Genomic DNA, 18794 nt, shown 5'->3' with positions numbered 1-18794 from the left:
AATCGGCGCTAAGGACGGTTGTAAAGGACGGAACCCGGCTTAAGATGGCTGATCCAGCAAGCGCGCTTGGCCGCATCTATACTGACGGAAACGAGATTGTCCGGCCGATCACATGGGAGGACCATTGTGTTGGGCATCACTGGGCCACGGTGGTCGATCCTGATGGCGGTGACCTATTTGGGCAGAGAAAAAGGGTTGTACCGGCCAATCTGGTGTCACGATTGATGCACGTCGCCCCTTCCTTCGTGACGACCCACTCAAAGTTGCTAGAGAAAAACGGTTGCTGCGGCATAAGTCCTCCGCAAACGATGACCGGATCCTGCAGATGTCGCTTATGGCCAAAACGCGCAAGCATTTCGCGACTTTGGCGCCACGACAGACAGCGCAGGATGAGCTCACTTTTGATGAAAGCGGCATTGACCGATCAAGCGAGTTCATTGCCAAGGCTGCTACAATGAGACATCGCCTGGAATGGGCCCGCTCTGGCATTCAGAAGACCAAACGCACGATTGTCAGAAATGGACTCGCTAACCATAAGTCTCCCATTCTTCGAATATGTCTTGAAGCAGGGCGGTCGAAGGTGGTTGTGGTCCGTTCACAACGCGGACGGCGCGCAGGTGATGACGGGTTCAGGACGTAACCGCTCCGCCGCCATCTACCAAGGTAACAGAGCGCTTTTTCAATTGCTGCTGAGCGCGCCATATCGCCTCGGAGCTCGAGCTATCCGACAGGCTCGGCGAGGTCGGCTTACGCCCAAAACTTTAGCCGCGCGCCTACGACGCAGCTTTCGATTACCCACATTTCCAGCAGCTTCGATTCTTTAAGCCACGCACTTAGAGCACCAAGTCGTGCAGCCCGCTCCAGGGCAGATTTCCTTAGCTCTGTAGTCAGAACTTTAGGGGCTTTCAAGGATGAGAGCGGCGTCTCCGGGATCAATTTCGTATATCATCTTCAAGGTCGCAGCGAGATCGGTATCACCCCGCCTCGGCGGACGCTCAGGAATGTCAGTGGACGCAATCGGATCAGACTGCGCATCAACCAGCAACAGCGACCAGTAACTGCCGCGCTGATCTCTATCCGTATTGCTGGCATTGCTTACCATCCGCCTTGAGCCACCGCGCGTGAAATTCGTCCATCATCTTCAAGGCAGTCAGGAGGTTTTTATTGTTCGGAAACAGTTCTGCAGCGCGCTTGATGTGTGAACGCTAACATGCAAGGGGCCCCAATGCGCCAGCAGAAGAACGGTTATGATCGCGGCGTCTTTGTCGTAGACGAGAATAGTAAGGTCCGCCCAGACATCGCCGCAAAACGACTTCTCAAAATCGATCGGGCCTGAGGCGGATACGCCGGATGCTATTTGATGAGGGCATCGACTTTCGGCCGCAATGCATCATCGATGCCGCCTGTAAGCGATTGCGGCAACTCCATGTCGCCCATATCCCGCCAGGCGTAAGCGGGACTGGCCAGCCCCATGAGGACGAAAACAATACCCGAGAACGCGCATGGCTTGGCTCCCCTTCCGCACAGCAATGGCTGGAAATAAAACCTCTCAAATCAGTCCGTGCTTCGTGCCGACGGGATCACTGCCTTGACGGAGACCAACTGGCATTGATTCCTCAGAAAGGCACAAAGGTCTCTGACAGGCGATTTGGGACTTCAACGGGAATGACCATCGCCACGTGGGTCTGCTGTTTGCCCGCTCGAGGCAGCGAGCAACGCTTCTACAGCGCTGAAGGCAACAAAGTGGCCGGTGTGATCAATTGTACGGTCTACAAGGGTTTGCGAAAACTCCGACCTTTAAGAGCGACCGCGAAGGTCACATTTTCTTCGAAAACTCCGTGCTAACCATCGTCTGATTGTCCCGGCCGGATGTACGCTGTGGCATGACGGGAGCCCCGGCCTTCATGCCGGGGTTTTTCGTTTCCATCGCGAGAAGTCCGCCGATTCACTTTGCGGAAGAGCGCCTTTCCGTATTTGCGCAAGAACAGGGCAGTGGCGGCCTCACAGCCTTCGTATGCCAACTTCCAATCCCAGCCTCCCCGGCGGTGGCCACCGCATGCGCGTGACAAATTGCAGTTTTGCGCAATGTCTGCTTCCCTGGTGCTGTCGTGAGAGCGACCGGCATAGCCACCTTGCACCTCCCTGACCGTCACCCCGCGAGCATGGGCACGATGAGCGGATAACGTCCTGTTACCTGATCTTCTCCAGCCGTTGGTTGCCAGAGCGCATCAGGTGATTTTCGAGGTGAGACGATGGACTTCGGCCCGCCTCCGATGAACATACTGGCGCAGCAATCGGTCCACCAGTCACCTAAAAGAAGGTGCGCAGCGTGGCGTCAAGTTAAGGTGATATTTGCTGTCCGACCCAGCTGCGCAGTGATCGGATTGCGGGATGCACGGCGGGAGATGCAATTTTCTGACTTGCTCTCGCGGAGTATGAGCACGTCTTCCGTCGAGATCACGCCGGCAAGGCTCAAGTCTGCGTAGCAGACATACGCAAGCTGTCACTGCAATGATCCATCCAGCAATAAGTGTTCCACGAAGGCTTACGGGACAGTTACGATCACTCTGATCCCTCGTCAGCTTCTAGAAAGCTAAGCCTCTTAGCGTGAACGTACTTATCCAGACCGGCGTTAGCTGCTCAGATCTGACTAGGAGAGTGGGATGGATGCGTTTAATAATCTCAACCCATTCGAGACCCGTGTCGATCAGGCGTACTACGATCGGCGGCAACAGCAGCAGGCCGACCAAGCCGGGTTTCAGCAGCACGTGAATGATTTGCGTCTTCACGGTCGCCTGCCTCCCAATCCAATTAGCCTCGGCGAGCCGCCCTGTGTTGCTTCGAACAGAGGTGCGGATCGTTTGGGAATGCCGCACGAGGATGTAGTCCGACAGGGCACCTCGCGGTCGCCGTCGAATTCGTTCGCCTGCTCTGAACGAGACGATCAGCATGTGCTTTTTCCGGTCGCGGATCGCGACGGGCAGTTGTCGGATGGCAACTTCAGTCTGACAGATGATTGGCACGCCATGGATTCAGCTGCCGATTGGCCGCCGTATAGTGTCGATCAGGAGGAGCATTCGTGGGCCGGGGCCGGTGATGTAGCGCCGGAGTCGTCAACATTCGCCGCGAATCGTTCCGAGCAAAATTTGGGGGCATCGATTCTGGGCCGACAGCCCCGGCCGGGCGATGGCAATACCTCTAGACTGACCCCGGCCGCAGCGCAGTGGACCATAGCCTTGCAAACGGGGGCTCCGAGGCGCGCAAGCGGTCAGACGCATGAAGAACCTGTCTTCAGCGAGTCGCGGCTTAACCAGATCCTGGATGGTTGGGCCGAAGAGGAAGGGCAGTCGCAAGACGAGAACCGCAAAGAGGCTGTAAGACGAATAAAAGCCTGGAGTGAGGCAGGCGACGTCTATGCAGGGCTGGAGCTCTTAAATCTATCCCTGACGACACTGCCACCCGCCCTTCCGCCTGGGCTTCAGTCGCTCAACGTGAGCGACAACGAGTTGGTGCACCTGCCTGACGCCCTCCCGTCTGGACTGCGGGCGCTCGGCGCCAGCGGCAACCGGCTGACCCGCCTGCCCGACACACTCCCTAACGGGCTTCAGTCACTTGCCATCGGGGGCAACCGGCTGACCAGTCTGCCTGAAAACCTTCCAGAGGGGCTTTTGACGCTCGCGGTCGGCAGTAGCCGCTTGACCAGCCTGCCAGATACCCTGCCGGATGGGCTGCAGGACCTCGACGTCCGTGGCAACCGGTTGACCAGACTGCCCGACGCCCTCCCCATCGGACTTCAGTCACTTGCCGTCGGCGGCAATCGCTTGACCAGCCTTCCCAATACACTCCCGCCTGAAATCCAAGAGCTCGAAGCCGATGGCAACCGGCTGACCAGCCTTCCCGACACTCTCCCCGTCGAACTGCAGGTGCTCTTTGCGCGCGACAACCAGCTGGACAGTTTGCCCGAGACCCTCCCCCCCGACCTTCAGAGACTTCACGTCGGCGGCAACCGGCTGACCAGCTTACCCGACAATCTCCCCGTCGAACTGCAGGTGCTCGAGGCACGCAATAATCGGCTGAGCAGCTTGCCGCAGGCGCTGCTAACCCGGCTAGGTTTTGGGTGCATGGTTTATTTGGAGAATAATCCGCTGCCCGAGCGGGTGCGTACGAATTTGGCGGAAGCCCTCAATTCCCCGGGCTATGACGGCCCGCGGGTCTTCTTCTCGATGGGCGAGGGACCGGCGGTGGATCAGGAACGGTCGCTCGCCGAGGTGGTAGCGGACTGGATGGACGGGGAGCCGAAGGTGATCGACGCCTGGCAAAACTTCGCCGGCGAAGCGGGGGCGCCGGAATACGCGCTCTTCCTCGATAGGCTACGGAACACCGTAAATTATGATAATCCTTATCTCCGGGAGGCCGTCGCCGAGGATCTGCAGCAGGCTGCGATCAGACCGCACTTGCGCGAGCAGTATTTTCAGTTGGCTTTCGGGGCGAGCGAGAGCTGCCAGGATCGCATCACTCTGACCTGGAACAGCATGCAGACCGCACGCCTGAACGCTGATGTCGAGGACGGGGCCTATGACGATCGGCTCGGCGAGCTCATCCAGAAGGCCCGGGTCTTGTTCCGCCTGGGCGCACTCGAGCCGATTGCCCGTCAGAAGGTCAACTCACTCCAGTTCGTCGATGAGATCGAGGTCTATCTCGCCTATCAGGTCAAGCTACGTGACCGGCTGGACCTGCAGCTCATCGCTCCGGACATGCGGTTCTATGACATCTCGTACGTCACTGAGCACGACCTCACCGCAGCCGAGACGCAGGTGCGGAATGAGGAAGCGGCGGGGTTCGCCGATTTTATGGCAACTCGCTGGCAGCCCTGGGAAACGGTGGTGAGCCGGATTGCCCCCGACGCCCATGCAGAGATGCAGAACCGGCTCGCCGAGGCGATGGACGGGGAGTTTCCGAGCCGGCTCGAGCAGCGACTCGCCGACCATCACCTGACCGGAAACAGCGACGCCGAGTTGCAGTTCGGAGCCCAGATCCGCGACGAGATCGCCCGCGAGATCAAGGGCGCACTGATGCGGCAGGTGCTCGCGGATCATGCGCTTGAGCTGTGAAGCGGCCGTCCACTCGGCGAGGATTCCGGCGCGCCGAACGGGCTGTTCGTTGAACGTTATGCCGGCAGGATTAGGCACGTGGCAGTCACGAGGCGCGCAGAGGAGCTTCGACGACCGCTTGACGAGGAGCCCGCAGAGGAGCTTCAGGAATGGCGAGATGGATCACTTCACCTCGTCGGCTTTCGCGCAAGCCGAATTGCATTCAGAGCAGTTCTCTCAAGGAGAGCTTCGGCGAGTGCTGGATCATCTGGATGATGAAGCCGTGCCGTCGGCGGCCTCCGTCGCTTCAGAGGAGCTTCAGCGTCTGGAAAAACAATCGCATGATGAGCTTCACGGACTAGGAGACAATCATCCTGCTGCGTCGGTTTAGCGCTGTAACCGGCGACGGTCGCCGGTGCGACGTAAAAGATGATGACCAAAGAGTCGGAGCCAAGTCCATGTCACGAGGGCGAGCGCGAGCTGGCCGATGCTGAACGTCGCGGCGCCAGCGACGAGGGCGACAGCGATGCCGCCCAGAGCGCCGGCTCCCGTGTGGAAGGCCCAAAGACCAACCGTTACGCCGGCGAAGACGGGCAACGCGAAGACTGCAAGCGTGAAGAGCAGCCACGCGAAAAAGCCTATGACGAGGAAGACGAGCAGTGGTGCGAAGGTGATCATGGCGGTGGGCTCCGTGAGTCATAGGTCTGACGGTTGCGCCTTTCACCACCACGGCGCGAGCGTGAGTATAACCGCAAATAGAGGCCGTCGGGAATGGCATCCGTCGGATGTTCTGCGACACCCGAAAAGCGGCACCCGATCCGATGACGTGGCATTGGCCTTCCGATGTCAGAACCCGGTTAATCGGCTCGGATCCAGAAATCACGTCCACTCGCTAAGGTGCTTGCATAAAACTCTTGAGCGGGCCCATAAGGCGTCAACGTTAGCTCGCACTCGAGGTCTGACTCAAGAACAGTAGTACAGAGGCTCGTTATGAAGCCCGAAAAACATCGTGCGCATCGAAGGGACCTGAGACGTTGGAAGCTCCACCCGAATTGAATGCTCTTCGGAGCAGCATCGACAATCTGGACACCGCCCTGATTCACATTCTCGCGGAACGTTTTAGGTGCACTCGAGAGGTGGGAAAACTAAAGGCTCGATTGCAAATGCCTGCTGCCGATCCAGGTCGGGAGGAGAGACAGACAACAAGACTGCGTGCGCTCGCACAGGCCGCCAACTTTGACCCAGACTTTGCTGAGAAGTTCCTGGCCTTCATCATAACAGAAGTGATCCGGCATCATGATCTTGCTCGTGAAGAGATCGGTAAAGTGTAGAATTGCCTCGTTCAGCATGCGACGCGCGGTCCGTAAAGCTTGACAAGCAAATCCTGCTTCGAAGGATGCGCTGCTACTACGCGGATGTGGACGACTATCCTTGCGTTGCGGGCGACTCGGTTTTCCTCTCCGCATACTCGGCCAGAGTTGAACCGGCGTCGGATCGACGCTTGGACGTTCTGCGGTAAGGTTCATGTGGGGGATCAAAGCGGTGCGCGGGTTAGTCTCACTAGCTCACCGCAGAAGCATTGCGTCAATGCCTTCCGGCAGCAGTCTCGGCAACGGAGCGCCAGATCGGTGTTCCAAGCCGGCAAGTCTCGCGGGAGGCGCCAAGCCTCATCGTCGGCAGAGGCCTAAAGAAGGTCGAACGTCGGCCCAGTCAATTGATGAAGGCGCCGCAAGGCCGCTCAGTGGCGCGCCGGGTAAAGCGATCAGCCAATGAGTTCGGCCCAGCACCAAGACTGTCTCGCCGAATCTGAAAAAGCTGCTGGCCGAACGGATGTTAGATTCGGACCTAGGAGTTCGTTTAAGACTGGTTAGATTCTCGGAAGCTAACGCGCCTAGAACTGGGCGCTTTGGCCCCATCGCCCGCGTCCGGAGACGAGCGTTTCGGGGTTTCATCTTCGAGACAGGCCTATGGGCTAAGAGTATCTCTTCACTCGCGATCATACATCGCTAGCGGCCGTCGAAAGCGCCTTCCAAAAAACTTGATCAAAGATGAGGACGCGTGGGGGCCCGTTCCGCGACGTTGAAGGCCATCCAGCACGTGCGTGAAAAACTCTCTCAGCGCGGATCGGCAAAGCTAATTTGCGACGAAGTTTCTACGACCAAAGAGGGCGGCCCGCAAGCCGCCCTACCGCCATTAGCCAATTGCTCAAAATTACCGCTGATGTCCGAGTCCAATTCCGAGATTTAAGGCCTTCTGGCGCAGCGCGCCGGCGCTGCGTCTGGTCATTTTTGCTAACTTTATGACCGGGGTCCGAGCCTTCGAATGAACTTTGAGCTCTTTGATATCTGCCTTCGTCCACTCGCGCCGCTTGACGCGTTTCTTTGTTGCTTTTTTCACGATGAATGCTCCTTCTGAGAAGAGCGCTTGTAACATAGTTTTTTCGCAGCGACGACCGTAAAAAAAGAACAGTCATCGGAACTCGCGCCAGGTATTAGCTCGGTCATGCTTTCGGAAGACAACGTCTGGACTAGTGCAGCTGTGGAATTGTAAACTTCGTACAGACGCTGTGTAGAGAGGCTTCGTTACAATTGAATGCTCAATCCACGCCTTTCTATTCGAAACTAAGCACGTAGACTAACATGTTCTGGAATGAGCAAGCCAATCGCGATGAACCTGAACAGCTGCATCTCGGGGAGGTTCGTGATTTGTATTAAGCCTAGAGTGATCAAACATCGAGGCCCTGAGAACATCGGGGCGGTCTCTTGCTATGGTCACCTTAAGACGATTAGCGCGCTTTATCTAAACGCCAGAGCTCCCTTGGGGCGTGCGCGAATACTAGATCGGTCGGGTCTTCGTGTCGGCCCTTCGGGCTCGGCTCAACGCGTTGGAGTGCACGAAGACATCAGCTCCTCCATTCCGTAGGTTGGATGAAGCCAGTGGCCATCGGCAAGGGATTGAGCGGCAAGCCGTCACGCCGATAGCCCTTGCGCGTGCTCAATCGCTTGCCGGGGAGCGCTTTCTGCGCGCGCTGGTTCGTAGCTGCGAAGACACCGGGGGCGGCTACCCATCTTCGCGCTCTTGCGCGATCTCCCGCTTAACCTGACCCTGCATAGCACCCACATCCACCAATTCGAGCATTTCAAGAGTCTTCCTTCCCTCGTCGGTGATAATCCAGCACCCGGCCTCTCGCTCGATCAGCCTTTGGCCAAAAATATCGAGTTGGGGCGCTCGGCTCGCGATACGCTTCATACGCGCCCGCCACTCTGGGCCGCTGCTGTAATAAATGGCCAAATGCTGTTTAACGACTTCGATGCTCGCCCGTCCGTGTGCCTGGCCGGCAAGTATCTTCAGTATGGACAGCTGAAAACTCACGCGCGCACGCCATCGAGTCGGGGAAAAGCTCCATAATACTTATCGGAGGGAAGCCGCAGCGCCGTGCGCGGCTTTTCAAAAGAAACCTTGCGCCATAAGCCTAATGAAGCAGAATACCCGCCTGCCGTCGACGCGGTAAACAAGGTTCTCGACGGGATCGGCGACATCCTTCCAGAAGTGTTTTGAAGAATGGGTCAGCGGAGATAGCCGCGTTGGCTACGCGTCTGACGAGGTCTCGACTGCCGTCTTCGACCGATTCGAGATCAGACTACGTCGGTGGTAACCGCGCTGTTGCACATCTTGGCGAATAACATCGCTCACTGAACGCACCGCCCGCTTCTTTCGCTTCCAACTGCCGGCCAACCCCGTAGGGATCGCAAACCCTCGCGGAACGACCAAAAGATCGCGTCTTCCGTTCACATAAATATCGAACATGTCGTCCCTCGGTTGACACCAGCGTAGATTGCCGGTTCATACGTTTGGTGACATCGAAGCAACAGTTGCGCTTAAAGAACTACGCGAGTTGTCTCCTGATTTCGCCCGCACTTGAGAGTGCACGGCGCAATCTCGCTTCTCCTCCACGTGCTCCCGGTTGCCGAGAATGCAGGAGCCTTCGCGCGCGCCTTATTGTCGCTAACAGATTCCCCTTATGTGGGCGTCGTTGCAATTAGCGTTGCAGGCGACCTCGGATCGATAACGAGCCGGTGAACTGAATTGTCCTTTGGACAGAGGCCTGATCTGTGATGCGAGGGACTTTTGCCGCTCGGACGAATTCGATTGAGCATTTGTCTGCCGTGGCAATTCTCTTTCGTTCTGAGTTTATCCCTGATCGCGCGATCGAATCGTACTCGGATGCTGATGTTACAATGTACGTGAGGACTGTCGTGGGTCCGATGGTGCCGACGGACGCGAACGTGTTCACGTCCCAACTTACCGCCCGTTCATAGCGGTGATTGAGGATGACGGCTGCGCTGGCAGGCTGGCGGCGAAAGTGAGCAATACGCAGAAGGTAAACGCCGGATCGTATTCCCATCGCCGCCAGAAACAGCGAGTACAGACACAAGAGCTGTCGTGGATTTCGAGGCGGCAATGAGGCTTGTCCTGTGTCGACTCAGGGGCATTGATGTGTGCAGATTGGCTAACCACGCAGACCCTTTGAGACAGCCATGGCTGCCAGAGGCAGACTTGTTCTTGTCACGAATCAAACAAGACCGATTTGTGGGAGCGGATCCTTTGATCCGGATGGCCCTGCCGGTATGACGCTTTCGCTGTGGTCGACGCGACCCTGTCCGGGACAACGCTTAGATTGCAGATGGACCCACAATCCAATTCGCAGACTCCCTCCGCCAAAGTCAAGCTAACCAGCCCATGCCGGCGGCAATGCAGTCGGGGTTCGGAGCTCTATCACATCGGCGAAGACGGTCCAATCGCGAACACTCTTTTGCTTGCAGAAATCACTCTCCGCCTGCTGTGCAGCAGCGCACAGCGAGGTGGCATTAACCTTGAACGTCGCCTGACAGGCACGATGTTCGTGCCCGGTATCGTCAGAAACGATCTTGATGAACCGAACATCAAATGAAATCATGGCATCCTCTTCTTGTGGGTTTGCTTATCCACCATTCTGCCATTCGCTCCACAAGTGTATTTGATCTGCCTCAAGCGGCATCCCCAACCGGTTGTCCGGTCCTCCATCGAGATAGTTCGAAGCTTTGGTAGCGCGTCTCGCGCGCTCCTGTTGTCGCGCAGACCACGCGGCCACTACTTTTCCAGCTTGGCGGATCGCACTCTGTTTTGCGAAGAGGGATAACGCCTTCTGGTCTGCTCATGCCCTCGACTTGACAAAATTGAACGACCGATGACTCGAGGAACGTCTGAAGAGACGCGCCGTCATGCCCGAGATGCCGGCTATTGATCTCTATCGATCCATACCCAACCCCTGGCAATATTGAGAGGCCGCTAACTTTACACGCGATACTTGGTGGTCCCACGAGACATTGCCGCAAACACCAGGTCGTCGCGCCAATCGCCGAGCAGAGCCATTTCCGAGGCGCGCCGGCGGCCGAGACAATCGATGGCGAGACCTATGCGCACGTGATCGTGGGCCAAGATAAGGCAAACTGCCCCTGCGGCCGCGACAGCACAGCCGATGATCACGCTTGTCGCAGCCAACGTTTCGATGAGCCCAGGGCTCAGACTTCAGCGCCAAAGCCTTTGGCTGGGATCTGCCCGGCAAGGCCACCGATATTGCGAGGCGAGCGATCAATTGAACATCCGCTTGCCGGCTATCGCAACATTGAGGACAAATGCCGTCGGGGCCCATTCGCGAGTGGTGCGCCTCAAATCAACCCCGCTACACGCTGGCGTGTCCCCTCGCGGATCGCCCGACTTGGGACATGTCGCCAGCCAACGCGGGCCTGTGGGCCCGCAGCAGCCGCTGGAGCTCGGCCATTCTGGATGCGCATCAGCTCTTTTTGACCTGTATCAAATACTGCAGCGACTGCCTACTGATAGAAGTGAGCTTCCCGTCCAAGGTCACACACATGGCAGAAAGAAAGACTTGGCGCCCCATCATCTTTTCATGTCCAGATACCGGCGACCGAGTTCAAGGACTGCTGCCGGACGTGCCCGAGCCGCGTGCCGATGACCTACACACAATAACCTGCGCCGCGTGCGGAAGGCGTCCACTTCATCGACCCGCGGACGGGCGCGATGATCGGCGCCGAGCGCAGCTAGGCTCATCCGAATGGGTGTCAAGCGAGCTCCGGCGTCTTCCGGTTCTCGGGGATGCCGCCCCGCTCACAAGGGCGCGGCTGACGTCCTCACAACCCAACGCCCCACGTTGACGCCGTGGGACAAAGAGATTTTCCACCAACGAAGGATGTTCGACATGACAGACCACGGGGACATTCGTCCCGCCGCCGGCGAGATCGCGGGAGCGGCAGTCCAGTTCTACTTCTGCAGAACAGCGGTTAATACCAAGCGCCAAGGACCTGAGCTGATCCATATCGATTCCACCAAGGCCCGGGAGTTGTTTCGCGGGGCCAATCCTAATATTTCGGGTGGCGAGCCGATCAAGTCCCGGTACGATAGGTTCAACGGCGCCGCGGTCGATAAAACCCCGGCCGCGGCTGGCGCAATGGGGACCACGCCGCCTTGGCAATATTGGGCTGAGCCAGCTCTCGCGGCGGCCAAGCCATCTCGTGCGTAGTTCAGAAGGTTGCCTGAATTTGTCAGCCGGCAGCGATGAACACCGTCCAAGATCTACTGGCGACCTGACCTGGGAGCGGGTCGAAACGGCGCCGCCCTTTGATCAGGATCTGGAGATTGCCGTGATCGAGGGGAATGCCATTCACCGGGTGGTCTTTCCTTGCCGCCGGGCCTTCGGCGGCTGGATCAAGGCCAAGACCGGAGAACACGTAGCCGTGCAGCCAACGCACTGGCGCATATGGCCAGATGGCGACGGCCGTCCTGCACAATAGATTGGTGTGAGCTGAGGCGCGTTCTGCTCCGGTGGCCCTCGTGGGAAACAATGTAGAGTCGATCGAATGAGAGGGTCTACCAGGAAGCATGTCGGACCACATCTGGTAAGGCTATGGCATTGCCGCGGCAGCCGCCGCGCTGTCTCTCGTGCTGTCGTCGACAAGATCGAGATGCAGAAGGTCGCGGTGGACTTGATACGCAATGCAATCGACGCCATGGCTTCCTGCCCGCGCGCTGAAGTTGCTGTCGACAGGTTTACAGTTGCTCATAAGGACCCCGGCATCAGCGCTGATATCACCGACCGACTGTTCCAGCCCTTTGTCACGATTGAAAGGCATGGCATGGGTGTGGAGCTATCAATCTGCCGGACGATCATCGAGTCACATGGCGGCCATATCGTCGCGCAAGCAAATCCGGGTGGCAGCGCGATCCCTCACACCGCGCCATTTGTCGAGCTTAGCGAAGAGACAGCATGATTGGACGGCGCATTCTTGTGATCGACGATGACGCCGCAATGCGGGACTCGCTCGCCTTTCTTCTTGATGTTAACGGTTTCTACGTAGCAACCTATGAGACGGCGACCGCGTTTCTTAATGACGTCGCGAGCGGTCCAGTTGATTGTATTGTGTCGGACATCCGCATGCCGGGTATGAGCGGTCTCGAGCTAGTCGGTAAAGTGAAGGCCAATCGCGTCGACTGCCCCGTCGTCTTAATAACTGGTCATAGCGACGTATCGCTCGCAGTCGAAGCGATGAAAGCGGGTGCGGCCGACTTCCTTGAGAAGCCGTTCGTGGAGGAGGTGCTATTGCGTGCGATCAATAGTGCTCTGGAAGCGCGGCCAACAAAACAAGCCGGTGACGCAGCAAAACTTCAGGCGGAAGCCCGCCTCGCGTGCCTCTCGTCGCGCGAGCGTGACGTCCTGCAGGGGCTATTAGCCGGCAAGATTAACAAGGTGATCGCCCACGATCTCGGCATCAGTCCCAGGACAGTCGAGGTTTACCGTGCAAACCTCATGGCCAAGACCAATGTCCGCAGCATGTCCCAGTTGATGCGGATCGCCATTGCCGCGGGACTCTAGCACAAGCGCAAATGGCGCGAATGGCTCATTCATGCGTTGAAGCTGCGCACTCCAGATGAATGGACGGTTTTCAGGCGCACCGCACCGAGTGGGTCATGTTGTCGATGACGGCTACCGATGCAATACAGGCTGCTGGTTTCTTGCATCACGACGGCACATGAAGCAGATCAATTACGTCGGCCCACATTTGTGCTCCGATGGACAGCGGGTCTGTCGCCCCGGAGAACGGGGGCTACGGCAGCGTATCGCATGATCATCGAGCGCGTCGACCACGTCGGTCAGCGTACATCGATCGGGATGCCGTCAATATCTGCCTGGTCACCTCCGCGGCCGACCGATGCTGACGGGGATCAGAGCCAAGACGCCCGAACAAGACTTCCTGCGGCAAGCCGAAAGTGGTTGTGGACGACAACTTTTCGGCCGGCTGGAGCTCTTCACGGGTGCGGCCGTGCGTTTCCGGGTGTTTCCATGGACGCGGCCGAGGAAGCCAGCATGCAGCTTTCTAATCCGGTTTGGCCATGTCTGAGCAAACAAGGGACCGCGCCGCCCCGATTCAAAACGCCCTGCTCATGGCACTTACGGGCAAATACTTAGGGACTTCTACCTAGGGAAAACATCCAAATTTTCGAGTTCGTCAGGAGCAGCCAATCTGCGTCCCATCGATGTCCGCAAGAAAGGGTCCGCCATGCACGCCCAGGCCGCCAAATTTACCGAAACCAGCCGTTATCCGACCGGCGTCTTGCGGGGGCAACCTCAACACTTCGGCGGCTAAGTTGATTTACGCCGGCCTCGAACGGCGCAGAAAACTGCGGCGTAGAAGGACACCGAATCGGCTTGGGCGATCTTGTAAGTGGCAGAAACGCTTCCGGCCTACATTGTGCCTCCAGGAGCACCGGAATGACCATCGACCTTTTGCTTCGAGAGCATCGCAACATTGATCTGCTTCTGGCCGCTCTTCAACGCGAATTGGAGATTTTTGAGGGAGGGATCGGTCCCGATTATGAGGTCATTCGCGCGATTATCAGCTATTTCGAGGTTTACCCCGAGCTGTACCATCATCCACAGGAAGACTTGATTTTTTCGAAGCTCAAGGCTCGCGATCCCGATGCAGCTGCAATCGTTGGCGATCTCGCGCTTGAACACCAGGAAGTGGCCGACCGCTTGCACCACTTCGCGCGAGCTATTGACGCCATCCTCGCGGATCGTGAACTCTTTCGGCGAGACGTCGGCGATATCATACGCGACTTTATAGTATGCGAGCGGCGCCACATGATGTGGGAAGAACAAGATTTCTTTCCGGCCGCACTGAAGGCTCTCTCGGCACAGGAATGGACCGAAATCGCTTCCGCCGTCACCGATGATGGGGATCCCCTGTTCAGCGAGACAGCGGCAGCCACTTCCGATGCGCTAAGAGCGCATATTCTGCAATTGGAGCAAGAAGCTGAGGCCGAACGGAGCTCGGTCGCATTTTCGTCCGCCAAGGCCGGCAACCCGTGACACGGCGCCGAGACGTAGGGGCCATATTGATCGGCGCCGTGTTACAGCAGGAATTAGACCTCATGCTCATCCTGTCGAATGAAAATGGGGGTGTTCGCGGGCACGTAGGCTGCCGCACCGCCAAGATGGCTTTCTCCGCACGATGATCGCTTCCGGTGCCAACGGCATGGCCGAGCCTTCCTGAGCTCTGGTTCCGGCACGTTCCACAATGTGATGTCGCAGGTCTGGCAGTTGCGCAGTGACATCGCGCGAAACGGATGCCTCTCATGCCCGCCGCCGCACAATGACGGACGATTACCGCCGCGCGGGTGGGGCGAAGCACTCCCAATCTTTCCCAGCCTGGCAGGCTCTGAATGATCCGACCGCGACCGGTTTGACCCACAGCACGTCAATTGCCAGGTACTGCTCGCCCGGGTACGTTTAGCACGAACGGCAAGGCGCTGGACGACGTCGGGTCTAACTCTGCGCCGAGCCGTGCCGGATCGGAGATCGCCATCATTCAACTGGCCCTGTGCTGAGGGCAGGACCAGGCTCACGGCTGAGGAGCACCCTGTCGGCACCAGTGCCATCTTCAAGCTCGTGACATCCTCCGCGTGGTCCGCTCATAGACTCTCAAACAGAGACCCAAGACGAAACCCGACCACCGGCTGGAACCGGTCGACCAAGGACTGCCTTAAGCAGGGATCAAATCAATAGCAACCGCTCAGGCATTGTCTACGCTTGCAAGATCCTTGGAGCCGGGTTTTTCGTATCGTCGCGCTGATCGAGCATAAGGTTTTCAGACAGGAAGCGCACTGAGTTTGCGGCTCGTGCCCTGCTGTGACCGCCCGGCATCACCGTCCTCGTCGCCGTCGTAATCGTTGCCGACGTGCTCTTGATCGACAAACTTTGGTGTAACTTTATAAACCTCAGGCTAACGGTCGCATACCACGGCATAATTGAGCTACGCTGAGCTTGTGCTTCAACTGAGCTCAGATTTTCGGCGAATGTCCTTGCCGTGATCGAACCGGCGGTTGTCCTCTCTCCGCCGATGGAAGTCCGCGCGATGCGTCAGCGTCGCTCCTCCCGGACTTTCGCCCGGCCCGCTCAGCGAGGCCGGGCCTTTTTTATTCCCAAGGCTCCATCGATCATCGACAGCGCAAATGACCGCAAGAGGATCCGCTTTGTCGAGAAGAGACCCAAGCCCGGATCAATGGCCTCGCGGATCGGATGCAGCGCGTAGTTGGCGGGCGGCAGCGACCATGTTCGCTAGCGCCGGACGCACTTCCTCCCATTTGCGCGTCTTCAGGCCGCAGTCCGGATTGACCCAGAGCTGCGAATCCTGCAGCCGGGTCCGAGCCAACACCATCAGTTCCTTCATTTCGCCCGCCTCGGGAACGCGTGGGGAGTGGATGTCGTACACGCCCGGTCCGATCTGATTTGGATATTCGTAGTTCCTGAACGCGTCGAGTAGTTCCATTTTCGAGCGCGACGTCTCGATCGAGATGACATCTGCGTCCATTGCAGCGATCGCAGCGATGATGTCGTTGAACTCCGAGTAGCACATATGTGTATGAATTTGCGTTTCATCGGCGACGCCCGATGAGCAGATGCTGAAGCAATCCACGGCCCAGTCGAGATAGGCCGTCCACTCCGATCGACGCAACGGCATTCCTTCGCGCAGTGCGGCTTCGTCGATCTGGATCATTGTCGCACCAGCATTCTCGAGATCGCGGACTTCGTCTCGGATCGCGAGCGCAATCTGGCGACAGACCTCGCTATTGGGAATATCATCGCGGACAAAGGACCAGTTCAAAATCGTCACCGGTCCGGTCAACATAGCCTTCATCGGCTTCCTCGTTAGTGATTGCGCGTAGCGCCACCAGTCCACGGTGATAGGCTTCGGCCGCACCACATCGCCAAACAGGATCGGCGGCCTGACGCAGCGCGAGCCGTACGACTGCACCCATCCGCTCCTGGTAAATGCGAAGCCGGCGAGGTGCTCGCCGAAGTACTGCACCATGTCATTGCGCTCGAACTCGCCGTGCACGAGGACGTCGAGACCGATGTCCTCCTGCCAACGTACGGCGCGCGCAGTCTCCTCCTTGAGGAACCTGTCGTATTGCTCGTCACTTATCGCGCCTCGCGCATGCGCCGCACGGGCATTCCGGACCTCTGTGGTCTGCGGAAACGATCCGATGGTCGTGGTAGGAAAAGCCGGTAGTCCGAAACGATTGCTTTGGATCTCGGCACGACGGGCAAATGGGCTCCCGCGTCGACGCATGGTCTGATCGATCGCTTTCATCCGGACAGCGACATTGGCATCACGGATTTTCGGCGAAGTCCGGCGAACAGTCGCGGCACATTCCGACTCGGCAAGAGCTGGCGCAACATTCTGGTCGCCTGCGAGTGCCCGCGCCAGGATCGCAAGCTCCCGCATCTTCTGGACCGCGAAAGCAAGCCAGCTCTTGACGTCGGAAGCGAGCCCGGTTTCAAGTTCAACATCGACCGGTACATGAAGCAGCGAGCAGGATGGGGCAATCTGTACACGGTCCTTGCCGAGCTTCGCAATCGCGGGTTCGAGCCGCTGGCGCAGCGATGACAAATTCGACCGCCATACATTCCGGCCGTCGACGACACCGAGCGACATGACGAGATCACCTCGGCCGCCAGCGATGATCTGGTCCAACAACTGTGGCGCTCGAACTAGGTCGAGGTGTAGTCCGGCAACTGGCAGGCTCAACGCGGTGTTCAGATTGTCCCCGAGGTCGCCGAAATAGCTGGCAACTAAGATCTTGATGGCCGGCACCTCCTTGGCGAGCCGATCATAGGCATGTCGCAAAGATTGCCGCGCCCTCTCATCCAGATCAAGAACCAGGCAGGGCTCGTCGAACTGAACCCAATTTGCCCCACGTTTGGCCAATTCCTGCAGAACCTCGATATAGATCGGTATCAGTTCATCCAGCAGTGAGAGTGGCTGGAACGCAGGATCGAGACTCTTGCCGAGCTTTAGGAATGTGACCGGCCCGATCAGGACAGGACGGGTCTGAAAGCCAAGGGCCTTGGCTTCCTCATACTCCTCGATCGGCTTGCGAGAGCATAGCCTGAAAGTCTGCCCTCTGCGAAACTCGGGGACCATGTAGTGGTAGTTGGTATCGAACCACTTGGTCATCTCCTGAGCGGGTGCGCCAAATCCGCGCGGTCCGCGACCGCAACTCGCATCCTGATCGCCGCATTGTGATCCCCGGGCCATGGCGAAGTACGTCTTCAGCGAAACGGATTCGGCGTTCGAAGCGTAGATCTCTGGGATGGCGCCAACCATGACACTTGTGTCGAGCACCTGATCATACAGCGAGAAATCGTTCGATGGAATGACGGTGACGCCGATAGATTTCTGACGAGCCCAGTTTGCGGCACGCAGGCCAGCTGCGTCCTCGAGCAACTGCAGTTCGCTGCGTTTTCCCGCCCAATAGCTTTCAAGAGCGAGTTTGAGCTCGCGCCTTGGACCGATGCGTGGCGTTCCAAGCGTGGCAACCGGAAGGGAGAGAAGAGACATAGCGTTAACCCCATATTGGGGGCAAAGGCCGTGGCGGACGCAGGCAGGGGAAGTCGCGCGGTGCGACGGCTGCTTGGCGCACCACCGGGACACCCCGCCCGTGGACGAATAATTGTCGGGGCAGGTCTCCTGGCTCGCAGGTCATCGCTTCTGTCCGGCCTTCCCGAAGCCGCGCAGGCTTCAGTGACATCGTTGGACAGCGGCTTGCCGCTCACAGTTGCGGGGGCAGCGCCGGCATTGTCACCGGCTTCCCTCTTAGCTCCGGATCAAGTGGGACCGGAGAACCTCGACGACTTGGATTATCGGCAAGACAAGTCTTCCGTCAACCTCTCAGATTATGTCGCAAGCTGGTGCTGCGACATCCGCTACGCGAATGACCGCGCATCCTTATCGCTGAGTCGATGTAGATGCGCTCTGCAGTCAGCGATATTGTGATGACCATCGCAGCTGCCCTCTGGCCGCACGCCAGTTCGGTGGAAGGGATAAAGCGGCTTCCGCGGTCGGGACTGCTGCCTAGAGCAGAACGCATTTGATGCGTGTCCCAGGCTTCCCAGCAGGTTCTTCGAGCGCGTCCGCCATCCAGCTGCCCTCTCGACCAGCTGGATCCGTGCTGCATAGGCCTAAGACACGTGGCAAAGTCAGCAACATACCTGACCGGCACGTTGATTTGCAGTGCCAGCCAGACTCCAAATGCTCGGCGCGAGTGCCGGTTGTCGCGAAAGAAGCGTCAAACGCGCTCTGG

The 18794-nt window shown here is 58.2% G+C and carries 14 protein-coding genes and 1 riboswitch; of the genes, 8 read left to right on the top strand and 6 right to left on the bottom strand.

Annotated elements, in window-relative coordinates; genetic code table 11:
- Nucleotides 1–2663: 2663 nt before the first annotated feature.
- Entirely contained in the window at nucleotides 2664–5111 is a 2448-nt protein-coding gene (locus WN72_RS10485) for an NEL-type E3 ubiquitin ligase domain-containing protein (protein ID WP_244553949.1), read from the top strand.
- A 157-nt stretch (nucleotides 5112–5268) separates the two neighbouring features.
- On the top strand, nucleotides 5269–5481 hold the full coding sequence (locus WN72_RS10480; RefSeq protein ID WP_167381108.1) for a hypothetical protein: 213 nt from the start codon (nucleotides 5269–5271) through the stop codon (nucleotides 5479–5481).
- Here WN72_RS10480 and WN72_RS10475 read toward each other — a convergent pair.
- Nucleotides 5478–5768: a hypothetical protein gene (locus WN72_RS10475; RefSeq protein WP_244553948.1), complete on the bottom strand. Its 291-nt coding sequence runs from the start codon at nucleotides 5766–5768 to the stop codon at nucleotides 5478–5480. The genes WN72_RS10480 and WN72_RS10475 overlap by 4 nt on opposite strands.
- Before the next feature lie 356 nt (nucleotides 5769–6124).
- On the opposite strand from WN72_RS10475, the gene WN72_RS10470 reads away from it, so the two are divergent.
- Complete coding sequence (locus WN72_RS10470) at nucleotides 6125–6421, top strand: chorismate mutase (protein WP_092219386.1); 297 nt, start codon at nucleotides 6125–6127, stop codon at nucleotides 6419–6421.
- Between the two features lie 880 nt (nucleotides 6422–7301).
- On the opposite strand, the gene WN72_RS10465 is transcribed toward WN72_RS10470, so the two are convergent.
- Both WN72_RS10465 and WN72_RS10460 read right to left on the bottom strand, forming a co-directional pair.
- On the bottom strand, nucleotides 7302–7487 hold the full coding sequence (locus WN72_RS10465) for a hypothetical protein (protein ID WP_181411730.1): 186 nt from the start codon (nucleotides 7485–7487) through the stop codon (nucleotides 7302–7304).
- A 663-nt stretch (nucleotides 7488–8150) separates the two neighbouring features.
- Nucleotides 8151–8462, bottom strand: coding sequence for a hypothetical protein (locus WN72_RS10460; protein ID WP_194483014.1), 312 nt, complete (start codon nucleotides 8460–8462; stop codon nucleotides 8151–8153).
- A gap of 63 nt (nucleotides 8463–8525) precedes the next feature.
- On the opposite strand from WN72_RS10460, the gene WN72_RS47500 reads away from it, so the two are divergent.
- Complete coding sequence (locus WN72_RS47500) at nucleotides 8526–8648, top strand: hypothetical protein (RefSeq protein ID WP_271611083.1); 123 nt, start codon at nucleotides 8526–8528, stop codon at nucleotides 8646–8648.
- 1171 nt (nucleotides 8649–9819) lie between these two features.
- Here WN72_RS47500 and WN72_RS10455 read toward each other — a convergent pair.
- Entirely contained in the window at nucleotides 9820–10047 is a 228-nt protein-coding gene (locus tag WN72_RS10455) for a hypothetical protein (protein WP_092219380.1), read from the bottom strand.
- A 1302-nt stretch (nucleotides 10048–11349) separates the two neighbouring features.
- On the opposite strand from WN72_RS10455, the gene WN72_RS10450 reads away from it, so the two are divergent.
- Nucleotides 11350–11670 carry a hypothetical protein gene (locus tag WN72_RS10450; RefSeq protein ID WP_143130799.1) on the top strand — a complete coding sequence of 107 codons (321 nt, stop codon included), beginning with the start codon at nucleotides 11350–11352 and terminating at the stop codon, nucleotides 11668–11670.
- 22 nt (nucleotides 11671–11692) lie between these two features.
- On the opposite strand, the gene WN72_RS47605 is transcribed toward WN72_RS10450, so the two are convergent.
- Nucleotides 11693–11899, bottom strand: a complete 207-nt coding sequence (locus WN72_RS47605; RefSeq protein ID WP_167381111.1) for a hypothetical protein — start codon at nucleotides 11897–11899, stop codon at nucleotides 11693–11695.
- 213 nt (nucleotides 11900–12112) lie between these two features.
- On the opposite strand from WN72_RS47605, the gene WN72_RS10440 reads away from it, so the two are divergent.
- The 3 genes from WN72_RS10440 to WN72_RS10430 all read left to right on the top strand — a co-directional run bounded on the left by WN72_RS10440 (nucleotide 12113) and on the right by WN72_RS10430 (nucleotide 14517).
- Nucleotides 12113–12418 carry an ATP-binding protein gene (locus WN72_RS10440; protein ID WP_244553947.1) on the top strand — a complete coding sequence of 102 codons (306 nt, stop codon included), beginning with the start codon at nucleotides 12113–12115 and terminating at the stop codon, nucleotides 12416–12418.
- The gene (gene fixJ / locus WN72_RS10435) at nucleotides 12415–13020 is read left to right on the top strand and encodes a response regulator FixJ (protein WP_092219371.1); all 606 of its coding nucleotides are present in this window, start codon (nucleotides 12415–12417) and stop codon (nucleotides 13018–13020) included. Before WN72_RS10440 ends, fixJ begins: the two co-directional genes overlap by 4 nt.
- 897 nt (nucleotides 13021–13917) lie before the next feature.
- On the top strand, nucleotides 13918–14517 hold the full coding sequence (locus WN72_RS10430) for a hemerythrin domain-containing protein (protein ID WP_092219369.1): 600 nt from the start codon (nucleotides 13918–13920) through the stop codon (nucleotides 14515–14517).
- Between the two features lie 1189 nt (nucleotides 14518–15706).
- Here WN72_RS10430 and metE read toward each other — a convergent pair.
- Nucleotides 15707–18052 (bottom strand): 5-methyltetrahydropteroyltriglutamate--homocysteine S-methyltransferase, encoded by a 2346-nt coding sequence (gene metE / locus WN72_RS10425; protein WP_092219367.1) that lies wholly within the window; start codon nucleotides 18050–18052, stop codon nucleotides 15707–15709.
- A gap of 102 nt (nucleotides 18053–18154) precedes the next feature.
- Nucleotides 18155–18356: riboswitch (cobalamin riboswitch) on the bottom strand.
- Between the last annotated feature and the right edge of the window lie 438 nt (nucleotides 18357–18794).

Origin of the sequence: Bradyrhizobium arachidis (assembly GCF_015291705.1) — a bacterium.
Lineage (GTDB): Bacteria > Pseudomonadota > Alphaproteobacteria > Rhizobiales > Xanthobacteraceae > Bradyrhizobium > Bradyrhizobium arachidis.
Note: the sequence above shows the minus strand (reverse complement) of the source record. Positions and strands in the feature narration are given on the sequence as shown.

What these genes read in the sequence shown, in the direction of transcription:
- WN72_RS10440 (WP_244553947.1), top strand. Translation starts at nt 12,113, where the DNA reads ATGCAGAAGGTCGCGGTGGACTTGATACGCAATGCAATCGACGCCATG.
- WN72_RS10450 (WP_143130799.1), top strand. Translation starts at nt 11,350, where the DNA reads ATGACAGACCACGGGGACATTCGTCCCGCCGCCGGCGAGATCGCGGGA.
- WN72_RS10485 (WP_244553949.1), top strand. Translation starts at nt 2,664, where the DNA reads ATGGATGCGTTTAATAATCTCAACCCATTCGAGACCCGTGTCGATCAG.
- WN72_RS10455 (WP_092219380.1), bottom strand. Translation starts at nt 10,047, where the DNA reads ATGATTTCATTTGATGTTCGGTTCATCAAGATCGTTTCTGACGATACC.
- WN72_RS10475 (WP_244553948.1), bottom strand. Translation starts at nt 5,768, where the DNA reads ATGATCACCTTCGCACCACTGCTCGTCTTCCTCGTCATAGGCTTTTTC.
- metE (WP_092219367.1), bottom strand. Translation starts at nt 18,052, where the DNA reads ATGTCTCTTCTCTCCCTTCCGGTTGCCACGCTTGGAACGCCACGCATC.
- fixJ (WP_092219371.1), top strand. Translation starts at nt 12,415, where the DNA reads ATGATTGGACGGCGCATTCTTGTGATCGACGATGACGCCGCAATGCGG.
- WN72_RS10480 (WP_167381108.1), top strand. Translation starts at nt 5,269, where the DNA reads ATGGATCACTTCACCTCGTCGGCTTTCGCGCAAGCCGAATTGCATTCA.
- WN72_RS10430 (WP_092219369.1), top strand. Translation starts at nt 13,918, where the DNA reads ATGACCATCGACCTTTTGCTTCGAGAGCATCGCAACATTGATCTGCTT.